Annotated in this window: 16 protein-coding genes; all 16 read right to left on the reverse strand. The window is 61.0% G+C overall.

Features of this window, described 5'->3' with window-relative positions; genetic code table 11:
* Positions 1-233: 233 nt before the first annotated feature.
* The gene (locus tag KF814_04830) at positions 234-1,247 is read right to left on the reverse strand and encodes a trypsin-like peptidase domain-containing protein (GenBank protein ID MBX3235455.1); all 1,014 of its coding nucleotides are present in this window, start codon (positions 1,245-1,247) and stop codon (positions 234-236) included.
* Positions 1,248-1,408: 161 nt separating this feature from the next.
* Positions 1,409-2,527, reverse strand: coding sequence for a DegT/DnrJ/EryC1/StrS family aminotransferase (locus KF814_04835; GenBank protein ID MBX3235456.1), 1,119 nt, complete (start codon positions 2,525-2,527; stop codon positions 1,409-1,411).
* 85 nt (positions 2,528-2,612) lie between these two features.
* Positions 2,613-3,806, reverse strand: a complete 1,194-nt coding sequence (locus KF814_04840) for a glycosyltransferase family 4 protein (GenBank protein ID MBX3235457.1) — start codon at positions 3,804-3,806, stop codon at positions 2,613-2,615.
* Between the two features lie 17 nt (positions 3,807-3,823).
* Positions 3,824-5,134 carry an FAD-dependent oxidoreductase gene (locus KF814_04845; protein ID MBX3235458.1) on the reverse strand — a complete coding sequence of 437 codons (1,311 nt, stop codon included), beginning with the start codon at positions 5,132-5,134 and terminating at the stop codon, positions 3,824-3,826.
* Positions 5,131-6,186 (reverse strand): undecaprenyl/decaprenyl-phosphate alpha-N-acetylglucosaminyl 1-phosphate transferase, encoded by a 1,056-nt coding sequence (locus KF814_04850; GenBank protein ID MBX3235459.1) that lies wholly within the window; start codon positions 6,184-6,186, stop codon positions 5,131-5,133. The genes KF814_04845 and KF814_04850 overlap by 4 nt, the downstream gene beginning before the upstream one ends.
* Positions 6,187-6,193: 7 nt before the next feature.
* On the reverse strand, positions 6,194-7,378 hold the full coding sequence (locus KF814_04855; protein MBX3235460.1) for a glycosyltransferase: 1,185 nt from the start codon (positions 7,376-7,378) through the stop codon (positions 6,194-6,196).
* The gene (asnB, locus tag KF814_04860) at positions 7,363-9,333 is read right to left on the reverse strand and encodes an asparagine synthase (glutamine-hydrolyzing) (GenBank protein MBX3235461.1); all 1,971 of its coding nucleotides are present in this window, start codon (positions 9,331-9,333) and stop codon (positions 7,363-7,365) included. Before asnB (KF814_04860) ends, KF814_04855 begins: the two co-directional genes overlap by 16 nt.
* Positions 9,321-10,478 (reverse strand): glycosyltransferase, encoded by a 1,158-nt coding sequence (locus KF814_04865; GenBank protein ID MBX3235462.1) that lies wholly within the window; start codon positions 10,476-10,478, stop codon positions 9,321-9,323. The genes asnB (KF814_04860) and KF814_04865 overlap by 13 nt, the downstream gene beginning before the upstream one ends.
* On the reverse strand, positions 10,478-11,719 hold the full coding sequence (locus KF814_04870) for a glycosyltransferase family 4 protein (GenBank protein ID MBX3235463.1): 1,242 nt from the start codon (positions 11,717-11,719) through the stop codon (positions 10,478-10,480). Before KF814_04870 ends, KF814_04865 begins: the two co-directional genes overlap by 1 nt.
* Positions 11,716-12,942: a glycosyltransferase family 1 protein gene (locus KF814_04875; GenBank protein MBX3235464.1), complete on the reverse strand. Its 1,227-nt coding sequence runs from the start codon at positions 12,940-12,942 to the stop codon at positions 11,716-11,718. Before KF814_04875 ends, KF814_04870 begins: the two co-directional genes overlap by 4 nt.
* 10 nt (positions 12,943-12,952) lie before the next feature.
* On the reverse strand, positions 12,953-13,744 hold the full coding sequence (locus KF814_04880) for a class I SAM-dependent methyltransferase (protein MBX3235465.1): 792 nt from the start codon (positions 13,742-13,744) through the stop codon (positions 12,953-12,955).
* 37 nt (positions 13,745-13,781) lie between these two features.
* Entirely contained in the window at positions 13,782-14,843 is a 1,062-nt protein-coding gene (locus KF814_04885; GenBank protein MBX3235466.1) for an NAD-dependent epimerase/dehydratase family protein, read from the reverse strand.
* Positions 14,840-15,793: an NAD-dependent epimerase/dehydratase family protein gene (locus KF814_04890; GenBank protein MBX3235467.1), complete on the reverse strand. Its 954-nt coding sequence runs from the start codon at positions 15,791-15,793 to the stop codon at positions 14,840-14,842. The genes KF814_04885 and KF814_04890 overlap by 4 nt, the downstream gene beginning before the upstream one ends.
* Entirely contained in the window at positions 15,790-17,715 is a 1,926-nt protein-coding gene (gene asnB / locus KF814_04895; GenBank protein ID MBX3235468.1) for an asparagine synthase (glutamine-hydrolyzing), read from the reverse strand. The genes KF814_04890 and asnB (KF814_04895) overlap by 4 nt, the downstream gene beginning before the upstream one ends.
* Positions 17,716-17,857: 142 nt before the next feature.
* Entirely contained in the window at positions 17,858-18,766 is a 909-nt protein-coding gene (locus tag KF814_04900; GenBank protein MBX3235469.1) for a class I SAM-dependent methyltransferase, read from the reverse strand.
* Positions 18,763-20,571, reverse strand: coding sequence for a hypothetical protein (locus KF814_04905; GenBank protein MBX3235470.1), 1,809 nt, complete (start codon positions 20,569-20,571; stop codon positions 18,763-18,765). Before KF814_04905 ends, KF814_04900 begins: the two co-directional genes overlap by 4 nt.
* Between the last annotated feature and the right edge of the window lie 46 nt (positions 20,572-20,617).

The following is a 20,617-nucleotide window of genomic DNA, read 5'->3' on the forward strand; positions in this document are numbered from 1 at the left end:
CACTCTTGGGCGGGGGACGGCGGCAGTCAGAGTCGGAAACACCGCTGCCCATGCAGCGACAGTGATTTTGCCTTTATTGGGAGGCGAGAAAGGATGTGGGCGTCAATGAACTGACGAGCCCGCAGGACTCGAGAGCAATGACCAGTCGGAGAGGAAAAACTGAATTGTACAGTGCCGCCTTCAACTTTGTTCAAGCTTGAACGACAGGAGCATCGAGGCTGTCATCGCTGCGACTACCGGCCTCGAAGCCGATCGCGCATATCCCGCATCATGTCTTCCATGTCCCGTTCCGTACGCTCCCGTTCCCTGACCAAGCTGTCCAAATTGTATGGATGCACCGGTTCGCTCAGGGCGGGAGGCGCGACAACCGGAGGAGCGGGTGGCGTCACGGTGATAGCCGGAGGTGTTGCTGGCTTCGGCATGACGATAGGAGGGGCCGGCGGCGTCACAGCCGCTGATCCAGCCGGGGTAGGCCGCGTCGATGGACCAGGAGGAGGTAGGACCAGCACCGGCGTCGCCACCCCCTGGGTGTGAAGCCAACCCGCCGCCACCGAGGATTTGAGGGCAAAGCTGATGCTGGTGATCGGCATGCCGTCCGCCGCGACCCGCGCAATGGCCGTATTTACGCCGACCATGTGGCCCTCTCCATCCAGCAGCGGACCGCCCGAGTTGCCACGATTCAGGCCGGTTTCCGTCTGGAACACGTCCTTCCCCTGCACGCCGTTGAAGTTTTCGAACTCTGCACTGATCACGCCGGTCGTCAAGGTCCAGAGGCCGCCCTGTTCTGGATGGCCGATGGCGACGACGTGATCACCGATGTGCGTGCCGTTCGATTCTCCGAGCGCCACCACCGGCAAATTGGCCGGCGGGTTGACGATCTTCAGAACGGCAAGGTCCAACGCCGCGGAGTAACTCTTGACGGTCGCTGGCAGGCCTCGAGACAAATCGACCTTCGCCTCGCCCGTGACCCGTTCAGGCTTCAGGAAAACGGTAATCTTTGAATAGGGTTTTCCGGTCGCCTCTTCTACCACTACATGCGCATTGGTTAACACGAGACCATCGGCCTGGACGATCGAGCCGGTCCCCCCGCTCCCTTTGCGCCCCGCATCGGAATGCCCCATGACCATCACGACGGCAGGCGATGCTCGCTCGTAAATTTCCCTCGGCGAGAGTTCTCCCGCCACGACGCCGGTCGACATGAAGACGCTTACCACGGCAGAGAGCCACACAGTCCGGATGGTCAGCATTGCATCCTCCTCAGATTGGTCCTGAGCAGCGGGGCGCACGATATGGGTGGACTAGCGTAGTCGAGAGGGCAATTCGAAGCAAGGCCTGGGGCTTCGGGTCGGCGGGACCGCAACGCAAGCCCGCCCGGCCTACCTGACCGAACGGGCTCACGGTACATTGATCAATGGGTGCGATAAAACTCGGCAATCGTCTGGACGACATACTGCAATTGCTCGTCGGAGAGTTCGGCGTAAATCGGGAGGGACAATACTTCCTCCGCCGCGCGCTCCGACTGCGGAAACGATCCCTTTTGATGACCAAGATCCCGGTAGCAGTTCTGCAGGTGCATCGGCACCGGATAGTACACCTCCGTCCCGACCCCCTTGTCCTTCAAGTAGGCGCGCAACTCATCCCGCTTCTGCACTCGAAGCGTGAATTGGTTGAACACGTGGAAGCTCGAGGCTTCGACGGTCGGCAACGTCACTCGCCCCTGCAGTTTGGCATCGGCAAACAACTTCTGATACCGCGCCGCGTTCTTGCGACGGCCTTCGGCCCAGTCGTCCAACCGCTTCAACTTCACCAAGAGAATCGCGGCCTGCAGCGCATCGAGCCGGCTGTTGATACCGATCGCCTCATGCACATAACGCACGCGGCTTCCGTGCACCCGCAGCATCGCGATGGATTCGGCCACGGCCTTGTCGTTCGTCGTCACCATACCGCCGTCCCCGAACCCGCCCAGGTTCTTCGACGGGAAGAAGCTGAAACAGGCCAGATCTCCTAACACTCCGGCGCGCTTTCCGCCCCGGCCCGCGCCGATCGCCTGGCAGGCATCCTCGATCACACCGATCTTGTGCCGCTTCGCGATTTGGTTGATGGCGTCCATGTCCGCACATTGCCCGAACAAGTGGACCGGAATGATGGCCTTGGTCTTGGACGTGATCGCGCGCTCAAGCAAGGCAGGGTCCATATTGAACGTGTCGGGGCGAATGTCGACGAAGACGGGCTTCGCGCCAAGACGGGAGATCGCGCCGGCCGTCGCAAAAAACGTGAACGGCACGGTCACGACTTCGTCGCCGGCCCTCACGCCCAACGCCATCAACGCCAGCAACAGGGCATCGCTGCCCGATGCCACGCCGATGCCGTGGCTGCTGCCGACGTACTTGGCAATCGCCTGTTCCAGCGCGGCCACGCGAGGGCCAAGGATGAACCCTTGATCGTCGCAGGTAGCTTCGATGGCCGCGAGGATCTCGCTTCGCATCGATTGGTATTGGGCCTTCAAATCAAGCAACGGAATGTTCATGCGCGCTCCCTTGGTTCGATTGATCGTCTCGTGTTCACGTTATGCAGCGGATCGCGTCGGCTGCAGATCCGGGGAATACCTCGATCTACGCCGCCCCCCGCAGATGGGACAGCCTGGGTACAGAGGGCCCTCGCTCGGAGATCAGTTCCTCGTATTCCCGTTCCTGACGGCGAACCATTTCATAAATATCGAAATCGGGTGAGAGACCATCACGTCCCCGAGCTCCCATGGAGGCCCGAATCTCGGGCGCGCTCAGCAGATACAGCACGCGTCGCGCGAGTCCGTCGAAATCATGGGGATCCAACAAGTAGCCGTTGTAGCCGTCGCGAATGATCTCCGCCGCCCCGTCCACCCTGGTGCCGACTACCGGAATTCCGCTCGCCAAGGCCTCGAGGTACACACGCGGCAGCCCTTCCCATAGCGACGTTAACACAAAGACATCCATGCAGCGTAGCAATTCCGGCACATCCCGTCGCCAGCCGAGCAACTTTACCGCATCGGTCAGGCCCAGTCGCGCCCTCTCCGACTCAAACGAACCCCGCAGTTCACCGTCCCCGACATACAGAAACACGGCGTCCGGCCTAGCGCGGCGAACGGTCGCCGCCATCCTCAAAAAATCGAGCGGCGCCTTCTGCGGTTTCAAGGGTCCCACCATTCCAATGACCGACGTACCGGGCGCCAACCCAATTTCTTGTTTCTTGGCCGCCACGTCCACCGAAAGACTTCGCAATGCACGGAGATCCACTCCGCTGCGAATCACCCGGCATTGGTCCGCGCGAAACAGGTTGTAGTAAAGCCCCTGCTGCCGGTTGGCTTGCGAGACCGCAAAAAACCGATGCGTCGCCCGCGCGGCCATTCGCTCCGCCCCCAGCAACAACCAGCGCTGGAGGGCAGATTGGGCAGGCGTCACGCCGAAACCGTGAATCGAATGGATGACGATGGGCACACCGGCCATCTTCGCGGCCAGCCGACCGAGGATACCGGCTTTGGAACTGTGGGTATGGACGATCATCGGCTGGAGTCGTTCGAGCAGGCGGCGCAATGACTGCAAAGCCAGCACATCCGACACCGGATTGATGGGACGCACCATCGACGGCACCTGGTACCAATCGTCGCCGAGCAGCGTCTTGGCTTCCCCGTCAAGCAGGCCCGGCTCACCACTGATCAACATCGGCCGGAATCGCGATCGATCGAGATGCTCGACCGTGAAGAGCGTATTTTGTTGGGCCCCGCCGAGCTCGAGTTTCGTAATAATATGGCAGACGCCGGGTCTTGTCACGTAGGGATCTTTCCGCGTTACGCCGCCAACGCCGTTCGCAACTGCTCGGCCAGACGCCGCCCCTGGCCCATGGCATCTTCCATCGAAGTGTGTTCCCACAACCCATAGCGTCCGATCGAGCTGATGCCGCGACGTTCCAATTCGGCCAGGATTTGCGAGACCGCGCTGCCGCGGCGCCGATCGAACAGGACATAGGCGTAGTAGATGTCCTTTACGTCGGACATCACCAATTCGTCACTGCGACGGAGCACGCCGGCATCCTCGAGCCCCTGCCGGACCCGCTCGATCAACTGCTGGCTGGAAATCTTCTCCGTCGGCTGATGAGACATTTCGACGTACATCGAGCTGCATCCTTGGCGCCCCATCGCCTTCGAGAAGTTCATCGGAAAGCCCGCCCGGTAAAAGGGATAGCGGTGTTCCGGGAAATAGATCCAATGCTTGTCCGACACCTGTTCGCGCGAGACGGCGAGATTCACATTGTGTACGGACACCCAGCGGAGCTGAGCCGCCGCCTCACGGATGCCGGCGGGCAAGTCGACGCATCGCCGCACCAGTTCAGGCAGGGGGATGGTGGACACGAGCCGGTCGTACGACTCGATCCGTTCTCCTGCGGCATCCCGCAGGACCGCCCGGCGACGGGTCGTCTCGATCTGGACGAGGTCGGTGCCGCACGCGACCGGCGCCACTCCCGGCAAAAACGCCTCCGGCAACACTCTGATACCGCCGGTGGCCGGATACAGAAACGACGGGTTGTAGCCGAACGCCTTGTCCTTGATGCCGAGCGCTCCATTCACGACGTCCTTCAGCTCCGGTTTCGGCACCAGCCACGAGACCCATTCGGAGGTCAATTCCTCCAGCGGCACCTGCCACAGTTTTTCGTTGAACGGCACCATGAAATGCTTGGCAATGCCGTCCCCGAGACTATCCAGGATCCATTGTTTGAACGAAGGAGACTCCGGTGCCGGGCCGCGAGCCCCCTTCGTCAGAGTCGCGATGAAGCCCATCAAGCATTCGCGCACCACTTCAGGCGGCAGCCCGTGCGTGTTCACTTGAAAGGGATACTCCGTGTACGTCTCGTGGGAATAAATGTAGGAGCGGCGGGCGTGCCGCTCGAGCCGGTTCGGCAACAGCGATTCGACCAACGCCTTGATGGCGGCTTGCCTGAAGTGCAGCAGATGCCCCGTATAGTCGAAGGTGAATCCGTCCTTCACATAGGAACGGCAGAGGCCTCCGACTTCTGATTCACGTTCGATGATCTTGTACGGTACGCCTCCCAAGTGATAGGCGGTACTCAGTCCGGCCAGTCCGGCCCCCACGATCAGAATCATATGGCCCCTGACCTCCCTGCTTGCGTGCTGGGTTGCGGCGTTGTCGCGTTCGGCAAGCCGGCCGAGACGTTGACCCGAGTCAAGGCCACCGCCGCCACGCCAAGACCGAGCAGCGTCAGCCCGCTCAGCACGAGGGCCAAGTCTTGCGGCACGGACATGACTAAGAGCCCGATCCCCCCAAGGAGTGCTGCCCCCGCATAGCTGACCAGCACGACTTGCGGCACGGTCAAGCCCCAGTGTCGAAGCCGGATAGCCAGATGGTCAGGACTGCCGAGAAACACCGGGAGCCCTCGCAAGAACCGAATGTACATCACAAACAACGTGTCGAAGATCGGCATCCCGAGAATCAAGACGGGGGTGAGCAGCGAGACGGAATGTCCCTCGGTGTACTTCCCGATCATCGAGAGCGCGCCCAGCATCAACCCGATGAACATGGCGCCGGCATCGCCCATATAGATGGAGGCGGGACGCCAGTTGTATCGCAGAAATCCCAGCAGACTGCCGATCAAGGCCGCCAGCATAAAAGCAATCATGTTGTCGCCGTTCAACATCGCCACGACACAAAGAAACGCCGCACTGATCAGGCCGACTCCGGCAGACAACCCGTCCATGATGTCGAGCAGGTTGAAGGCATTGATGATGCCCACCATCCAAAACACCGTCAGCGCCAGGTCAAGCCAGTCCGGCAACGATGCGATCTCGATTCTGATCCCGCTCTTGATCAGGACGAACACCGCAAGCAACTGCCCGGCCAATTTGGTGCCGGGGGACAGAACGCCAAAGTCGTCGATCAACCCCAGCATCACGATCAGCGTTCCACTCAACACGATGCCCAGGACGTCATGCCTGAATTCGAACGTGAATGCCAAGCTCACCAGAAACGACAAGTAGATGGCTAATCCGCCGAGATAGGCCACCGGCTCGCCCTGATGCTTCAACCGACCGTCCGGACGGTCGACGATGCCGAACTTCAACGCTGCCTGCCGCGCAAGCGGCACCCCATAGAGGGACAGCGCAAACGCCAGCAGAAATGTCAGTCCGAGCAAAATCATGGCTTCGTTATGGAATTCCGTGAGAAGGACGGTCGGCGGAACCCGACATTTCCCCCGCTGCCCCCACGCGGGCATACAGGGACTGCAGGTACGCCCGATACTGATCCTCCGAATGGTGCTCCATCACACGTCGGCGCGCACGCTCTCCCATCATTCGGCACTGCTCGGGGGTGCGCAGGAGCGCCACGACTGCATGGGCCAATTCGCCAGCCGAGCGTCGAATTCTTATGCCGGTCTCGTCATCAACCAGCTTCCACGTAAGCCCGACGTCGGTCGCCACCGTCGCCGCCCCAGAGGCCATTGCCTCCAACAGCCCCTGAGACGGGAAATTGTCCCGCTGCTGCAGCGACACGAAGATGCAGGCCCGACTGAGCGTCGGAGCCAGATCCTCTACAAACCCGGTCGTGACGATGGACCTGATCCCCAGTCGATCGACGGCAAGCTCCACCGATCCGCGGAGCGGCCCATCCCCGAACAAACCGAACCTTGCCTCCGGCATGGCCTGGTGAACGGCCGGTATCGCGTCCAGAAACAGCAGCGGATCCTTTTCTTCCACTAACCGGCCTGCGAACACCACCAGCGGCTGTTTGGTCGCTGCAGGACGAAAGCGGGTCACGTCCACAACGCTTCCCATCGAGCAGAGAATCCGATTCGGTGCCACACCGTCTCGGACCAACGACACTTTGATATCTTCGGTCAATGCATCCACGGCATGGCTCCGTCCGATAGCGGCCCGAAACAGGGGCAAGGCGCGAGCCGAACCGACATGGCCGGCCAGATTGGGATCCGTCACCGAGATCACATACCGATGGCTGCGCCTCACGGACATCAACGGCCGGGCCACGTAGGCTCCGCCAAGGACGATATGGAACAGCCGGGGTGCCGCCAACCCGTAACGCAGCAGCAGCCAAGCCGCCATCAACACATAGTCGAGCTTTCTGATCCAAAACTGCGCACGAGGTCCGATGGCTGCGAAGCGCTCGGCCACACGACCGAACGGCTCCCCTAACCGCACCACTCGAGCCCCGCGTTCCGGTACCAATGCACCCGCTACCAGCTTAGCCCAAAGCCCCCGATTGATCACGAAAACAGTGTCTTTTTCCTCCTCGGCCATATGGGCAAACAGACGCCCCAGGCGTCGCTCCGTGCCCCCAACTCCCGTATTGTTGATGAGGACTAGGACGCGCCGCATGGCCGTTGATCCGCAAACTGACGACACCATAATTCCAAATTGAGCCAGCGCCAGAGCGTCGTACCGATCGAGGCATGTCCATCACGATGCGCCGACCAGGCGCGGCGGGCTCCGGCAATGTCCAGGTAACCTCTGGAGCCGGTACGGGAATCCTCCAGGCAGTCCGCCAACACCCGCCCCAATTCGCCACGAAACCATTCGTCCTCCGGAGTCGCAAACCCCATCTTGTCCCTCCGCCACTGGATTGCGGGCGGCAACAGCCCCTCGAGCGATTCTCTCAGTAGGACCTTGGTCCAGCCGTCCCGCAACTTCCACCGCGTCTCGAGCCCCGACACCCACTCGACGAGTCGATGGTCCAAGAACGGCAACCGCGCCTCGACGCCGAACGCCATCGCGTTACGATCCTCGGCACGCAACAAAGCCCGGAGCCCTTGCCGGAACAGCAATCGGCGTTGCAGTGAAGCCACCGCATCCGCCGCTTCCGGGTCCGGCGGCTCAGGGTTACCGTATTGCCTGGAAAACTCACGCCGCATCCAGCTTCGGCTCCCGCTCCCTGCGCAGCGAACGCCGTGCACGACATCTGGCGGAAACAGGGCGCGGCCGAAATTCCCGAGAGCTTGCGGAGGAACGCTGCCATGCAAGCGGCGATAGGCTTGCCCCTCGCGGAACAACCTCGCCCATTGGCCGGCACGCAGGAGATCGGCGAAGTAGGCGCCGAAAAACCCATGGTAACCGCCAAGGAGTTCATCGGCCCCCTGCCCGTCGAGCACCACCTTCACCCCCGACTCGGACACGAGGCGCATCACCGCCCACTGGGCAAAGATGCTGGTAGAACCGAACGGCTCATCATGTTGCCAAACCAGATGCTCTACCACCGTGGCCAATTCTTTCGGGTCCGGGATCGTGTAATGGGCATCGAGGCCACGGGCCCGCACCAGTTCTTGGATATACCGCCGCTCGTCGAAATGTTCCTGGGCAAAACAAGCGGAAAAGGTCTTCTGCCGGGGATAGGAACCTCGAGGGAGAGCGGAAGCCGAGGCGCGGAGGAAATCCTGCGTCACGCACACGATCGCAGAGGAGTCCAATCCTCCGCTCAGACAGCTTCCCACCGCCACATCACTGCGCAACCGGATCCGCACGGCATCCGACAACAGGACCCGAAACCTTTCCCGCACGGCGGCATCCGATTCATCAACCGTCTGTTGCCTGTCGATTGGAAGGCTCCAGTACTGTCCCTTTACCAACCGCCCGTCTTTGATGAGAAGATAGTGCGCCGGTTCGAGTTGCCGCACCTGTTCGACGAACGTCTCGTCCGTATAGTCCAACCGCCCGCCATCCAGATAGGCGTAGGCCAAGGGTTGATTGACCGTGATCGCCCCGACGGCGGGCAAGACCGCCTTCAACTCCGATGCGAAGGCCAGCCGTCCGTCCTTCCAAGCGTAATAGAAGGGTTTCTCTCCCATCCGGTCCCTGGCGCAGACAAGCTGCCGCAAGACACCATCCCACAGGGCAAAAGCAAACATCCCATTGAGACGATCAAGGCAGGCCAATCCCCACTGGCGATAGGCAGCCAGCAACACTTCGGTATCCGATGCCGACCGAAACGACCACCCCAATTCACGCAATTCCTGCCGCAGTTCGACGAAGTTGTAGATCTCGCCGTTATAGGTGATCCAATCACGCCCATCCGCGCTCGCCATCGGTTGATGGCCCGCCTCGCTGAGATCGATGATCGCGAGCCGCCGGTGCGCCAGGCCAAGCGCAAACCGGCCGGTCATCGCCGACAGCTGTTCATGGCTGCTGGCTGTGACCGCCGCACCCCCGGCACCCGTCGCGAGGAGGGTATACCCCTCGCCGTCCGGCCCACGATGGGCCTGTAGCTCGGACATCGTCCCGAGGATGCGGGGGGCGATCGCGTCACCGGAAGGTACCAGCAGGCCCGCTATCGCGCACATGCCTGGGCTCCTCTCGACCCCTCGTGCCCGACGGCTTCGGCGAGTTGCTCATAGAGCGAGAGCATGGTCGACATTTCGCGATCCTGGTCGCCGATCCGCTCCATGATCCGTCGATTGTCATCCCGACAGCGCCGGCGAAACAGCTCGTCTTCCAGCACCGCAATCAAGGCCTGGGCGAGGGATCCCGAGTCCGATTCCACTCGGCGCCCATTCTCTCCGTCCTGCACCAACTCATCGTATTGTGGCAACCGGTTCAACACCGGCACTGCGCCGCTGGCCATGGTTTCCAAGAGTGAATTCGGCATCCCATCCGATGCGGGCACCATGACGACAGCCGACGCCAGGTTGTACCAGCGTGGCATGTCGGCGTAGCTCAAGGCTCCGACGAACCGCACCTGCCGCGCGATGCCAAGTTGCTCGGTTCTCTCTCTGAGACGCCGGACATAGTCTGGGTCCGCGAAATACTCCGTAAGAACGAGACAGGCTCGGGGGATGGAGCGCAAGACCGCCGGCATTGCATCGAGAATCAGTTCGTGACGGTAGAGAGGCTGGGCGAGGCGGGGACTGAGGATGACCGGGTCGTTGGGTCCAAGCTCCAGACTCCGGCGCAGGTCAGCCGCGTCGAGACCGGGGCGAAACCGATTCAGGTCCACTCCCCACCCGATTCGTTCCATCCGCGGCAGGTCCGCAACAAGCCCCTGCACGGCGGATTCCATGTATGCCGAATGAGCGGTGACGAGATCGGCCTGTTTCAGCAAGCGCCGCGTCAAGCCACTGCTGTACCATTCGCGAAAGGCCCCTTGGTCGGGTAGGACATCGCTCCCCCACGGAGTGAGCACGCAGGGATGGGGCATCGACGCCGCCAGTCCCCAGGCCAGTCCCCTGAGGTAATGGACATGCACTACGTCCGGCTTGAGTCGAGCAATCGTGGGAGCGAGCCGCGCGGCGGAAATCAGTCTTCCCCACTTTCCGCATCTCGCGGGATCGGACAAATCCACCTGCCGCCAGCCGGTGATGCGCTGCGCGTCGGCCGGCTCGACCGTCAAGACGGTGCAATCATGGCCCCGTTCGGCAAACCACCCTACCCATCGACGGAGGTTGACGGATGCCGCCGGCCCGACGAAACACAGCGTCAAGCGTCTCATCACGCCGCCTCTCTCAGCAGCTCCACCTGCGCCTGTCCCGCGAGCGTCAGCAGGGTGTCCTTCCAGCGTGACACCGCCACTTCCAGACTGTGATTGCCGATGGCATAGACGCGGGCACGGCGCGCATAGTCCTCGCGAAGCCGCTCATCCCGACCAAACCGCTTGACGGCTTCAACCATCGCGTCGAAATCACCGCCCGCGCAGCGGCCGATTCGATGCTGAGCCAGCACATGGTCAGGGTCCACGGTCAAGGAGACGATCGGGACTCCGGAAGCCGCAGCCTGGATATAGGTATTGGGAAAGCCTTCGTACTGAGAGGTGTTGATCAGCAGTGTCGCAGCCTGAAAAGTCTCCTCGACCTCGGCCAGGGACTGATTCGGCAAGAACACGACGTTCGAAAGTTGGGCGACTCGTGTCCGCACGGCATCCCACAGGGTAGGCTCCAGCGGGTCACGCATGCCGACCATCGTAAACCGTATATCGGGACAGCGGGCGGCGAGGTCGAGAAAGACCAACGGCTGCTTGACCGGATGGATGCGGCCGACCCACAGCATCGATTGCCTGGAGCGATCACCTTGCATGGGGATCGGATGGCCGCTTCGGATCAAGAGCCCTTCGCGCCCGAATCGCCGGCGCAGCAACTCCCGCTGATCCTCGGTGCGACAGACGACCTCATCCGCCAATCGCACGCCCAATGGATACAGCCGAGCCAGCGGCCCGCGCACGAGTCCGTATCGATCGGTGAGGTCGGCGTTCGAAGCCACCACGAAGACGAAGCGGCGATGCAGAAAGCGGCAGATCAACGCGTACGCCCCGACTTCTACCCCTGCCCCGGCATGGACGTAAACATCGGCATTGATCCGCTGAAACAAGTCCCACATTTCCCGAAACGACGACCAGTAGCCTCGCAATGCGGCCAGCAGTCCGGTGCGTCCGCTCAGGCGCCCTTGGCCCCGTCTCGTAATCAGGGTCAACGCTCCCAGTTGTTCGGTCGCAGGCTCCCGATCCACGGTGGTCAGCACGCTGGTGTGGAAACCCGTATCTTTCGCCAACACTCCCGATGTGAGGAAAATCTGGACTTCGGCACCACCGAACGGCAGGCCGGATTCCGGATGGTACAGACCGTAGCCTAGCGGGGACACGAAACAGACTCGCACCATGCGTGGGCGTGCGCCCTGTCCTCGCCGTTCCTCCGAGAAGGCCTCTGGGGCAACCGCTCGGCTGGCAACCTTTTGCATCATGCCGCCCCTCGCAAGGATCTCGCTTCGGCCTGCTCCCGATCTTTTCCACCGAGGATCCGAGCCAGCAAGCTCGCCACGCGATGCCCATAGGTGTGCGCCGAGAGGACGTGCCCGAAAGCCCGCTCGGTCATCGCGTTTCGGTAGTCGGCATCTTTGAAGCGACGGATTGCGTCCTCGATATTGGAAAAGTCTTTCCTGATCGCAATGTAATGCTCATCGGCCGTGAGGATGCCGTTATAGTGGCCCTCGAGCAGCAACTGGCAGGTCTTGGTTCCAACCGGCTCGAAGTGACGCGAGGAAATCGCCTTGCCCGAGACCGGATGCTCGTATCGCCGGAAAAATCGTTCGTGAATTTCGGGAAACGTCGCCTCGGGCTTGCTGGTCATAAACTCGATGACTGCTTGCCTCGTATGGTCGTCCCGCTCTAAGAAGTAGGTCCCGGATTCGGCTCCCATGATGCCCTTGCACCGGTTCAAGAACTCATTCCACTGCTCCCTGGGATGCCGCACGAAGGCAATGTCTTTGGTGAGTCCCCACTGCTCGGCATGACGATCGAAGTACTGCAGAACCTCGGTACGCTCGACATCGCCGAGCGCATAGGCGCTGGCGTAAATATCGCCGCGGAATCCCAGATCGATCGAGCGCGCGCCCCGATCGCAGTGATAGACCCGCTGGTTCAGCGCGGCCGGGGCCGCGACCACGACGGAGTCGCGGCAGTCGGCATAGAGCCACTGCGCCGAGGCCAGCGGCAGTTGTGAGGCGATGTAGTCGGCCCCCACCGATCGCGCAAACGCGATCTTTTCCTGCATGTTGTGGTATTCGTTTCCATAGAACAGCAACAACGTTCCACGTCGATTCTGAAACCGTCCTTCCGCCAGCCGCAGCAACCGCAGATCGTCCCATGCGGCGGAATGGAGCACGAGGCTCAACGGATAGCGCTTCAGTTTGCGGAGCCCCGACTCGAACTCGATCAGGTTGTTGACGTTGCACCACTCGACATCGAGTACCGGCGACTCGGCAAACGCATCTTTCCAATCCATCACGTAGGACAAGACACGGAACTCTTCCTGCACGATCGATCGAAAGCCCGGCCATGTCCGCAACCCGGCAGGCACCCTGTCCGGACGAATCCCTAAAGCCCCCGCCACGGTATCGCGCAACATCGCCCGCCAATGGGTCTCTCCCTTGGCATAGAAACCGATGGTCTTGACCGGATCCTGCACGGGGCTTCTCCTACACCGGCCGGCTGGCAATGACCACGAGCGGCGAAATCACCAGGTACGCGCATCGACGCCCCAGTCGGCTCGCCAGCGCCGTCCGGCGAATCGTGCGCTTGATCCACCCCACCCTGCTCGAATCCAGGCAATCGAATCGATCCCTCACCGCAAGCCCTTGCATGTGAAAGAATCGCTCCAGTTGAAAAAAGGAAAACCAATGGAGCGCGGGACAAGGCGTGTAGTTCGCCAACACCGGCAGCGGCCCCTTGGCCAAACGCACCGCAATACGCTTCATACAGCCAGGCCACCAGCTGTACAGAGGCAACCACCGGAACTCGCCCTGCCGCGGACACAGCGCATTGGTGGTTTCCACCCACAACAATCCGCCGGGCGCGAGCACACGAATCCATTCGTGCAAACAGCGCTCCCAATCTTCCACGTGTTCCAGCAGGGAGTTGGCATACACGACATCGAAGGACCCGGCTTCAAACGGAAGGCGATCTCCGCTTGCCACTTCGTAGCGGATGCCGAGTCCCTGCTCTTTCGAGCGTCGCGAAGCCAACGCCACTTGCCTGGCATCCACGTCGAGTGCGGTGACTCGGAAGCCACGAGACCGCCAAAACTCCGCATAGACCCCGATCCCGCACCCCACATCGAGCAATCGAACCCCAGGCTTCCAATTGCCCGCGCGCACCATTTCCCGGCGAACGGTGTCATAGTGCCGCTCGAGCACGAACGCCTTCTGCGCAGAGGTCACGTGCTGTTGCACATGGTCGAGGAACTGCTGTGTGGATTCCTGACTGGTCATCTGGTTCCCGGCAAGTGATCGAGCCGGACGGGCCGACTCACGCGGCGAGTCGTGCGGCATGTTTCTGGATGCAGCGGTCGATCAACGACAGGTTGGCTTGCGTCCATCGGATCGTTGCCGCCAGCCCGTCTTCGAGGGACACAGCCGTCGAAAATGACAGCTCCTGCTGAGCTTTCTCGGTACTGCCGACGCGTTTGCCGGCATGGTCCCAATTACGACGAGGAAGAAACTGGATCGCCGAGGCATTGTTCGTCATGGTATTGATCTGCTGCGCCAGTTCGAGGATCGACGTCTCAACGCCGCTGGCCAGGTTGTAGACGTCCCCGGCTCGGCCTCGCTCGGCACAGGCGATCAATCCACGCACGATGTCATCCACGTAAATAAAATCGCGGCTCGCCTGGCCCTCGTTTTCCACCATCAGCGGCAACCGCTTGAGAGCCCGGTAAATGAACGTGGGCGTCACGTTCCGCCATACGGTTGCCGGCGTCCCGCGCCACACCCCGGCGCCGAGGACCTCTCCCGGCCCATAGACGTTTTGGAAGCGCGCCCGGACGGTGGGCAACTTGTGCTGGCGCCAGTAGTAGACGGAATAAAATTCACCGACGACTTTGGAAATTTGATAGGGGCTGTCCAATTCCAGCGGCACCGGACCGTCTTCTCTCACCGGTTCAGGCTTATCGTAGGTGTGAGGGGCCAGCGTGCAACCCGAGGCGGAGTAGACGAGCTTTTTGAGAGCCGAGTACCCCTTCAGATGTTCGAACAGGCGGAGTGTGGTGATGAGATTATGCTCGTGATCCGCCAGCGGGTCCGCGATCGAGTTTTGATTGCCGTGAAAGGTCGCGAGGTGGAAGACATAGTCCCACTCGTCACGGATACGGGCCAGCACGGCCAAATCGGCGATCGACCCTTCCAGCAGGCGAACGCGGGGATCGACGGGCAAGTTCTCCCGTTCAGCGGAGAGGAGATTGTCTACTACCAACACCGCCCGGCATTCCTGCGCCAGGGCCTGGCGGACCAGATTGCTCCCGACGAACCCCGCGCCCCCCACCACGACAATACGCTGATCCCGCATAGTCTCGAGTCCTTTCGAGGCGCTCACGCCGCCGGCTTCTTGGCTTCCACAGGCTTCAGGTGGGTGAAGGTTTGCTGAATACCGAACTTCTTGTACCAGGCCACGGCAGCCGCCACTCCGGTTTCCAACGGGGTTCCCGCCTTCCAATCGAAGACTTTCTCGGTGCAGGATGGGTCCAGGAGAATCGTGGCCACGTCATCGGCGCTGCGAGGGCGCACTTCCACATCCTTCTCCAACGTCACGCCCAACGCTTTCGTGGTCGCGTCGAACAACTGCTTGATTGAGACATCGCTCCCCGAGGAAATATGATACGCCCCGCTGGTGCCGGCGCCGTCGATGGCCTTCATGACCACCGCCACCAGATCATCCACGAAGATGAAATCCCGTCGCGTATCCATCACAAAACAGGCCTTCTGCCTGGTGAGCCGATGGTAAAAGGTCGGCAAGGGCCCGCTGAGATTTCTCGGCCCATAGGCGTTCGCCAGCCGGAACGACATCCAATCAAGTCCGCTCAGCATCACGTACTGCTCGCCGCCGGTCTTGCTGATCGCATAGCTGCTGCCTTCCGGTCGCACCGGATGCTTCAAGGTAATCGGCTGCTCGAGAGGCTTCAGCCCATAGCAGAGCGCGGTTTGGAAGTAGATGAATCGCTTCGCCGCGTGCCGCTTGGCAGCCTGCACGACGTTCGCTGTTCCCACCACGTTGGTAAGCGCGTCCTCGCTCCAGTTGTCGGGATCTTTGTAGGATGCCGCAGCATGGACGACGATTTCCGGCTTGAACTCTTCATAGGCTCGGCCGACCAGGCGCGCGTCCGCGATCGTTCCTTCCACCACTGTCAGCCGGCGATGGGACGCGAGATTGTCGCGCCGACCCGTCGCATAGTTGTCGATCACCAATACTTCATCGCCGCGGCCCAACAGCCGATCCGCCACATGCGACCCGATGAACCCCGCCCCGCCTGTAATCAACACTCTCATCGCAGAACCTCCGCCGTGAGCAGTTGTTTGAATGACGCCATTCGATCGTGAAATGCCTGTTGCCACAATTCCAGGGACAGCAATCCCCAGATCTTTCGTCCGTACCGTGCTTCCTTCGCGAGACTCTCCAATACTTTCCTGTTGTCGATAAACTCCCGCGACAAGGCCGCCCTGCTCGAGAAGGTGTCCCGAACGAACTCCTGCACCTGTCCCGGCTTGGTCAGCCACTCGTGCAACGGCACCGGGAACCCCATTTTGTCGGTACGGTTGAGAATGGCCGGCGGCAAGACCTGCTTCATCGCGTTCTTCAATGCATGTTTCATGCGGCCGTTCATGAACTTCACGTTGGACGGAATCGTCGCGGCAAATTCCACCAGCGGGTGGTCCAAGAACGGCACGCGTGATTCGAGCCCATGCGCCATGCTCATGCGGTCCTCGACATGGAGGAGCGCTGGCAGCAAGGTCTTGAAATCAAAGTGCGTCATGCGATCGAAATATGATTCCTTCTTCACGTTGTCGCCGCGAAAGATCTGATTGAACGCGTCGAAAGGAGTGAATCGCTCCATCGCCCGCCAATCCACTTCATCCCCGACATCGCGCGCGCGATTGATCAGACGGAAGTACCGCCGATCCAAATCTTCGAAGAGGCCCTTCCGCCAGAACTCCTGCAGCAGCGGCTTGTATTCCCGCAGCGACGACAGGTTCGGGATGATCGATTCATAGGTCACGATAAAGTTTCCGCTCTGCGTGGTGCCGTCGATCGCCGCTTTGATGCACTGTTCGAAGTACGCAATGAGGTAGCGCGCGTAGCCGCCGAAGATTTCGTCGCCGCCCTGTCCGCCCAGCACGACCTTGCGATGCCGGCTGGCCAGCTTCGAGACCATGTATTGGGGGAAGGAGCCCGGCCCGGCCACCGGCTGATCGAGGTGATAAATCACCTTCTGGATTTCACGCACGAAGTCATCGGCGTCGATCTCCGCCTCGAGCAGCTCGAATTCACGCCATTGGGCCAATTCCCTGGCATAACGGCTTTCGTCATAGGCTGGGCCGAGCGAGAACTTCCCGGTAAATCCGAGAAAACCGGAGGACTGGTGCGTCCTCGCCAGCGAGGCCACGATGCCGGAATCCACGCCGCCGCTCACATAGGCACCGACCGGAACGTCGCTCCGGAGGTGAAAGGCAACGGAGTCCTCGAACAACGTACGAATTTTCTCTTCGAAGTATTTTTCCGTGTGGTCCCAATCGAGGTTGTAGTAGACCTCCCAGTAGCGGGCGGTATCGACTCGTCCGGCCCGCGCGGTCAACACATGGCCCGGGACCAGCTCATGCACTCCGTCGAACAGAGTCTTTCCCGCGAGACAGAATTGGAAGGTCAGATATTCCTTCAAGGCCTCGAGATTGGTCTTGGCATCAGGCAGGAACGGCAGGAGTGCCTTGATTTCCGAGGCGACGTACAACACGCGATCCACGACCGTGTAGTACAGCGGCTTGATGCCGAAGCGATCCCGCGCACAGAAGAGTTGCTGCGCTTCATCGTCCCACAGGGCAAACGCGAACATGCCTCGCAGATGGCTGACACAATCGCGGCCCCATTTGCGGTAGGCCTGCAGGATGACTTCCGTATCCGACTCAGTCCTGAACCGCTCGGGCCCGAGTTCCTGCCGCAATTCGCGGTAGTTGTAAATTTCACCGTTGAAGGTGATCCAATTGCCCCCTTCGTCCCGCATCGGTTGCTGGCCGGCCGCAAGGTCGATAATGCTGAGGCGCCTGTGCCCGAAACCGACGTGCCCTCTCGGGTGTTGCCAGTGGCCTTCGCCGTCGGGCCCCCGATGGCGCTGCAGATCGTTCATGACAGCCAAATGCCGGTCGAGCGACGGACGCCGGGAATCAGTCAGATCACAGATGGCTGCAATGCCGCACATGCGATATCCCCGCGGAAGCCTCCGGGCCTCCGTTTTCCTCTTTAGTCGGCGGGAACGGACAGAGCCGTCCCTTCGAGCATGTTACGATGGAACCTCTATTTGCGCACGAAAACTCACGAAATCGGGTAGCGAAGGAGCGGGGTTATTTCGTTGCGGTGACGTAAAGGTCGAGCCCAAGCCGCCTGCCGAGACTCTTCAGGAGATTCCTACGTTTGAGGAGAAGGTCGACCCGAATCGCCGCGCGACCGGCAGCCTCGGCATCCGCCCCTTTGGGCCACTCAAGCGTCAACGAGTGGCAGAAGGAGTTGCAGTTCTCTTTGCGAACCGTAACGGCGGAAAACCGCCCGAACATCTTTCTGAGCTGTCCCGACGAGAGAAACGCCGTCTCCGGAGCCGCCTGCCCCGTCGCATCCGCCCGGTCATAGGCGTATCGCTGCGCTTCGTTTCCCCGAAGGATGCCGTCTCGTCCCAACAGAGACCTCCACCAAGCCGCCAACGTCCGGCCCGGCCATTTGTGCCACTGGCGATAGGAATACAGGTTGTAGACCATGATCACCGCAGTCCCGCCAGGCTTGAGAATGCGATAGGTTTCGTCGATACAGCGCTGGGTGTCGCCGGTGTGGTGAAAACATCCGATCGAGACCACCCGGTCATATGCTTCCGATGGCAGCGGACATTCCAACATGCTGGCCTGCATGGCCCTTCCCTGAAGCCCGTTGATTCGCAACCGTTGGTTCAACAGCGTGACGGGCTGCTGGGCCACATCCATCCCGAGGTACTCCGCTCCCGCTTCCGCAATTTTCTGCCCAAGACTTCCGTAGCCGAGACCGATTTCTACCACCTTCTTGTTCCGCATCCCGGGAAGATCGACGTACTCCAGCAAATAGGGGTAATAGTCGAAGTACTCGCGGTCGAATCGGGCCAGCGCTTCTGAAGAAAAGTCCCGCAGGCCCAACGACTCGGCGAGCTGCGTGCCCGCCAGCGTGTTCCAGAACTCCGCATTCTCCCTGGTCACGTCAACCAGTACCGCCGATGTTGAGTGTTTCATCATGTTGTCCCCATTGCGGGCGCAGGCGCAGTCCCTTTGCCCTGCCCCAACAACTCCTCACACAACCGACGGGCTTGATCCGGCAGCGCCCGCGCCAGCTCCATCAAGCCTTCAAACGTATGGAGATCATGGTCGCCGACGCATACGGCCAGACCGATCCCGGGACAGACTCTGTAGCGGACCATGCCGCCCACCGCCGAATGATTCCACACCATCGTCCGTACCGCGTTGCGGGCGCTCGCCGGAATCCGACAGGCCGCCGGCCGCCGGCCGGCGGGAAGCTGCTCACTGGTGAACACGAGCGCGCCGCGCTCAGCATGGAAGGCCGCCAGGATTTCCAACGGGACCGGGGATACTCGGCGTCGATGGGCTTGACCGATAACGGCAAGTTTCAGCACATCCCGCACGACCTCGCCGAATCGTACCGTTGCACGGACTTCCGGTGAGGTCAGGAAGAGACCGAGGACTTCGCGTCCGGCCTTCGTCGTCACCATTCGCGCGAGAGCCAGTCCTCCCTTGAGGAGATTTTGTGGAAGTGCCACATAAGGCCGGACCGCCCCTCGCACCTTAGCCGATGCCACGGCACAGGGACGTTCCAGACTCGCCAGCCGATAACACAGCTTGCGCCGTTTTCCGACGCGGCGACCATACCGGGATACCGCATCGTCGAAGAGTTCGGTGAGGGCCCGCTGAGAGTAGCGCCCGGATGCCACCAAATCTCGATGCGCCCGTTCCGTCATGGCCTTGAGGAAGGGGAGATCCCGGAGTTTCTCCACGACTTCGTCCATGTTGGAGAAATCCTTCGCGAGCGGAATGTAGTGTTCCCACGGCTGAATCGCTCCGGAGTATTCTCCGGGGAACAAGACCAATGCCGTACGAAGCGCCGCGGCTTCTAGGACACGAGGCGAAATGGCCGTGACCGGCACTTTGCCGTCATGCTCCCCGAGGATCGCGCGGCTGACTTCATCGAAGGTCGCACGGGGAGATTCCGCAAGATAGGCCTTGGTCCGTTTTTCGAGTGTGCCGTCAAAGTCGGTGATGCTGGCCCCGCTTTCAGTGCCTAACGTCGCGCGACAGGACGCGATGAAGTCAATCCAACGCTGCCCGTAGATCCGATCTTCTTCCCGCCACCCGATATCGCAACGGAGGTTGTATCTCGGCGCGCGGGCCAACACCCCTTGGCCGATCCATACCTTTTCCTGCGCCAAACGGCCGAGCCAATAGGGTAACGTCCGCCCACGATAGCCGATTTCGATTCGCCGTTCGGACAGAGACGGTACGGGGAGGCCGACCAGATTGTCGGGCACATACCCGGCCAGCGTGGTAAGCACCGTCACTCCGGGCAATCTTCGCTGGTCGTACAGGGACGTGATGCGATCTGGTTGGAGCAACGTGAAGAGGATGTGAATCCCGAGGTCACGCATCTGAGCCGAGATCGCATCGACCCACCGGTACTCATCCTGGAGAAACTGAATTTTCAATCCGCGAAACCGACGGATCTGCTCCTGAAACGAGGGAGATAAGTAGTGGTCGGAGATAATCACCAACGAATAGTGCAGGACCACGACATCGAACTCATCCAGATCGAGGTAGCGACTCTGCTTCATGCCGCAGGGGTTAAAAATGTGCACGTCGTGCGAGGAGCAGACGCTCAGGGCGGCGATGTGGTCCAACACGGTGTTCGCATGGCCCGGATGGTCATCGCAGATGAGCAGCACCGACAGTTTTTCGACAGGGGTCTCCCCGCGCGCCTCGCTCAACCGGGCCTTGTCGGACAATTGCTCCTGAGTGAGAACCTGCAACGACACTGTAGGATCTCCGGAAGTGCGATCGAGAACCGCCTCGGGATCGGCC

This window comes from Nitrospiraceae bacterium, assembly GCA_019637075.1.
In the GTDB taxonomy this organism is placed as follows: domain Bacteria; phylum Nitrospirota; class Nitrospiria; order Nitrospirales; family Nitrospiraceae; genus JAHBWI01.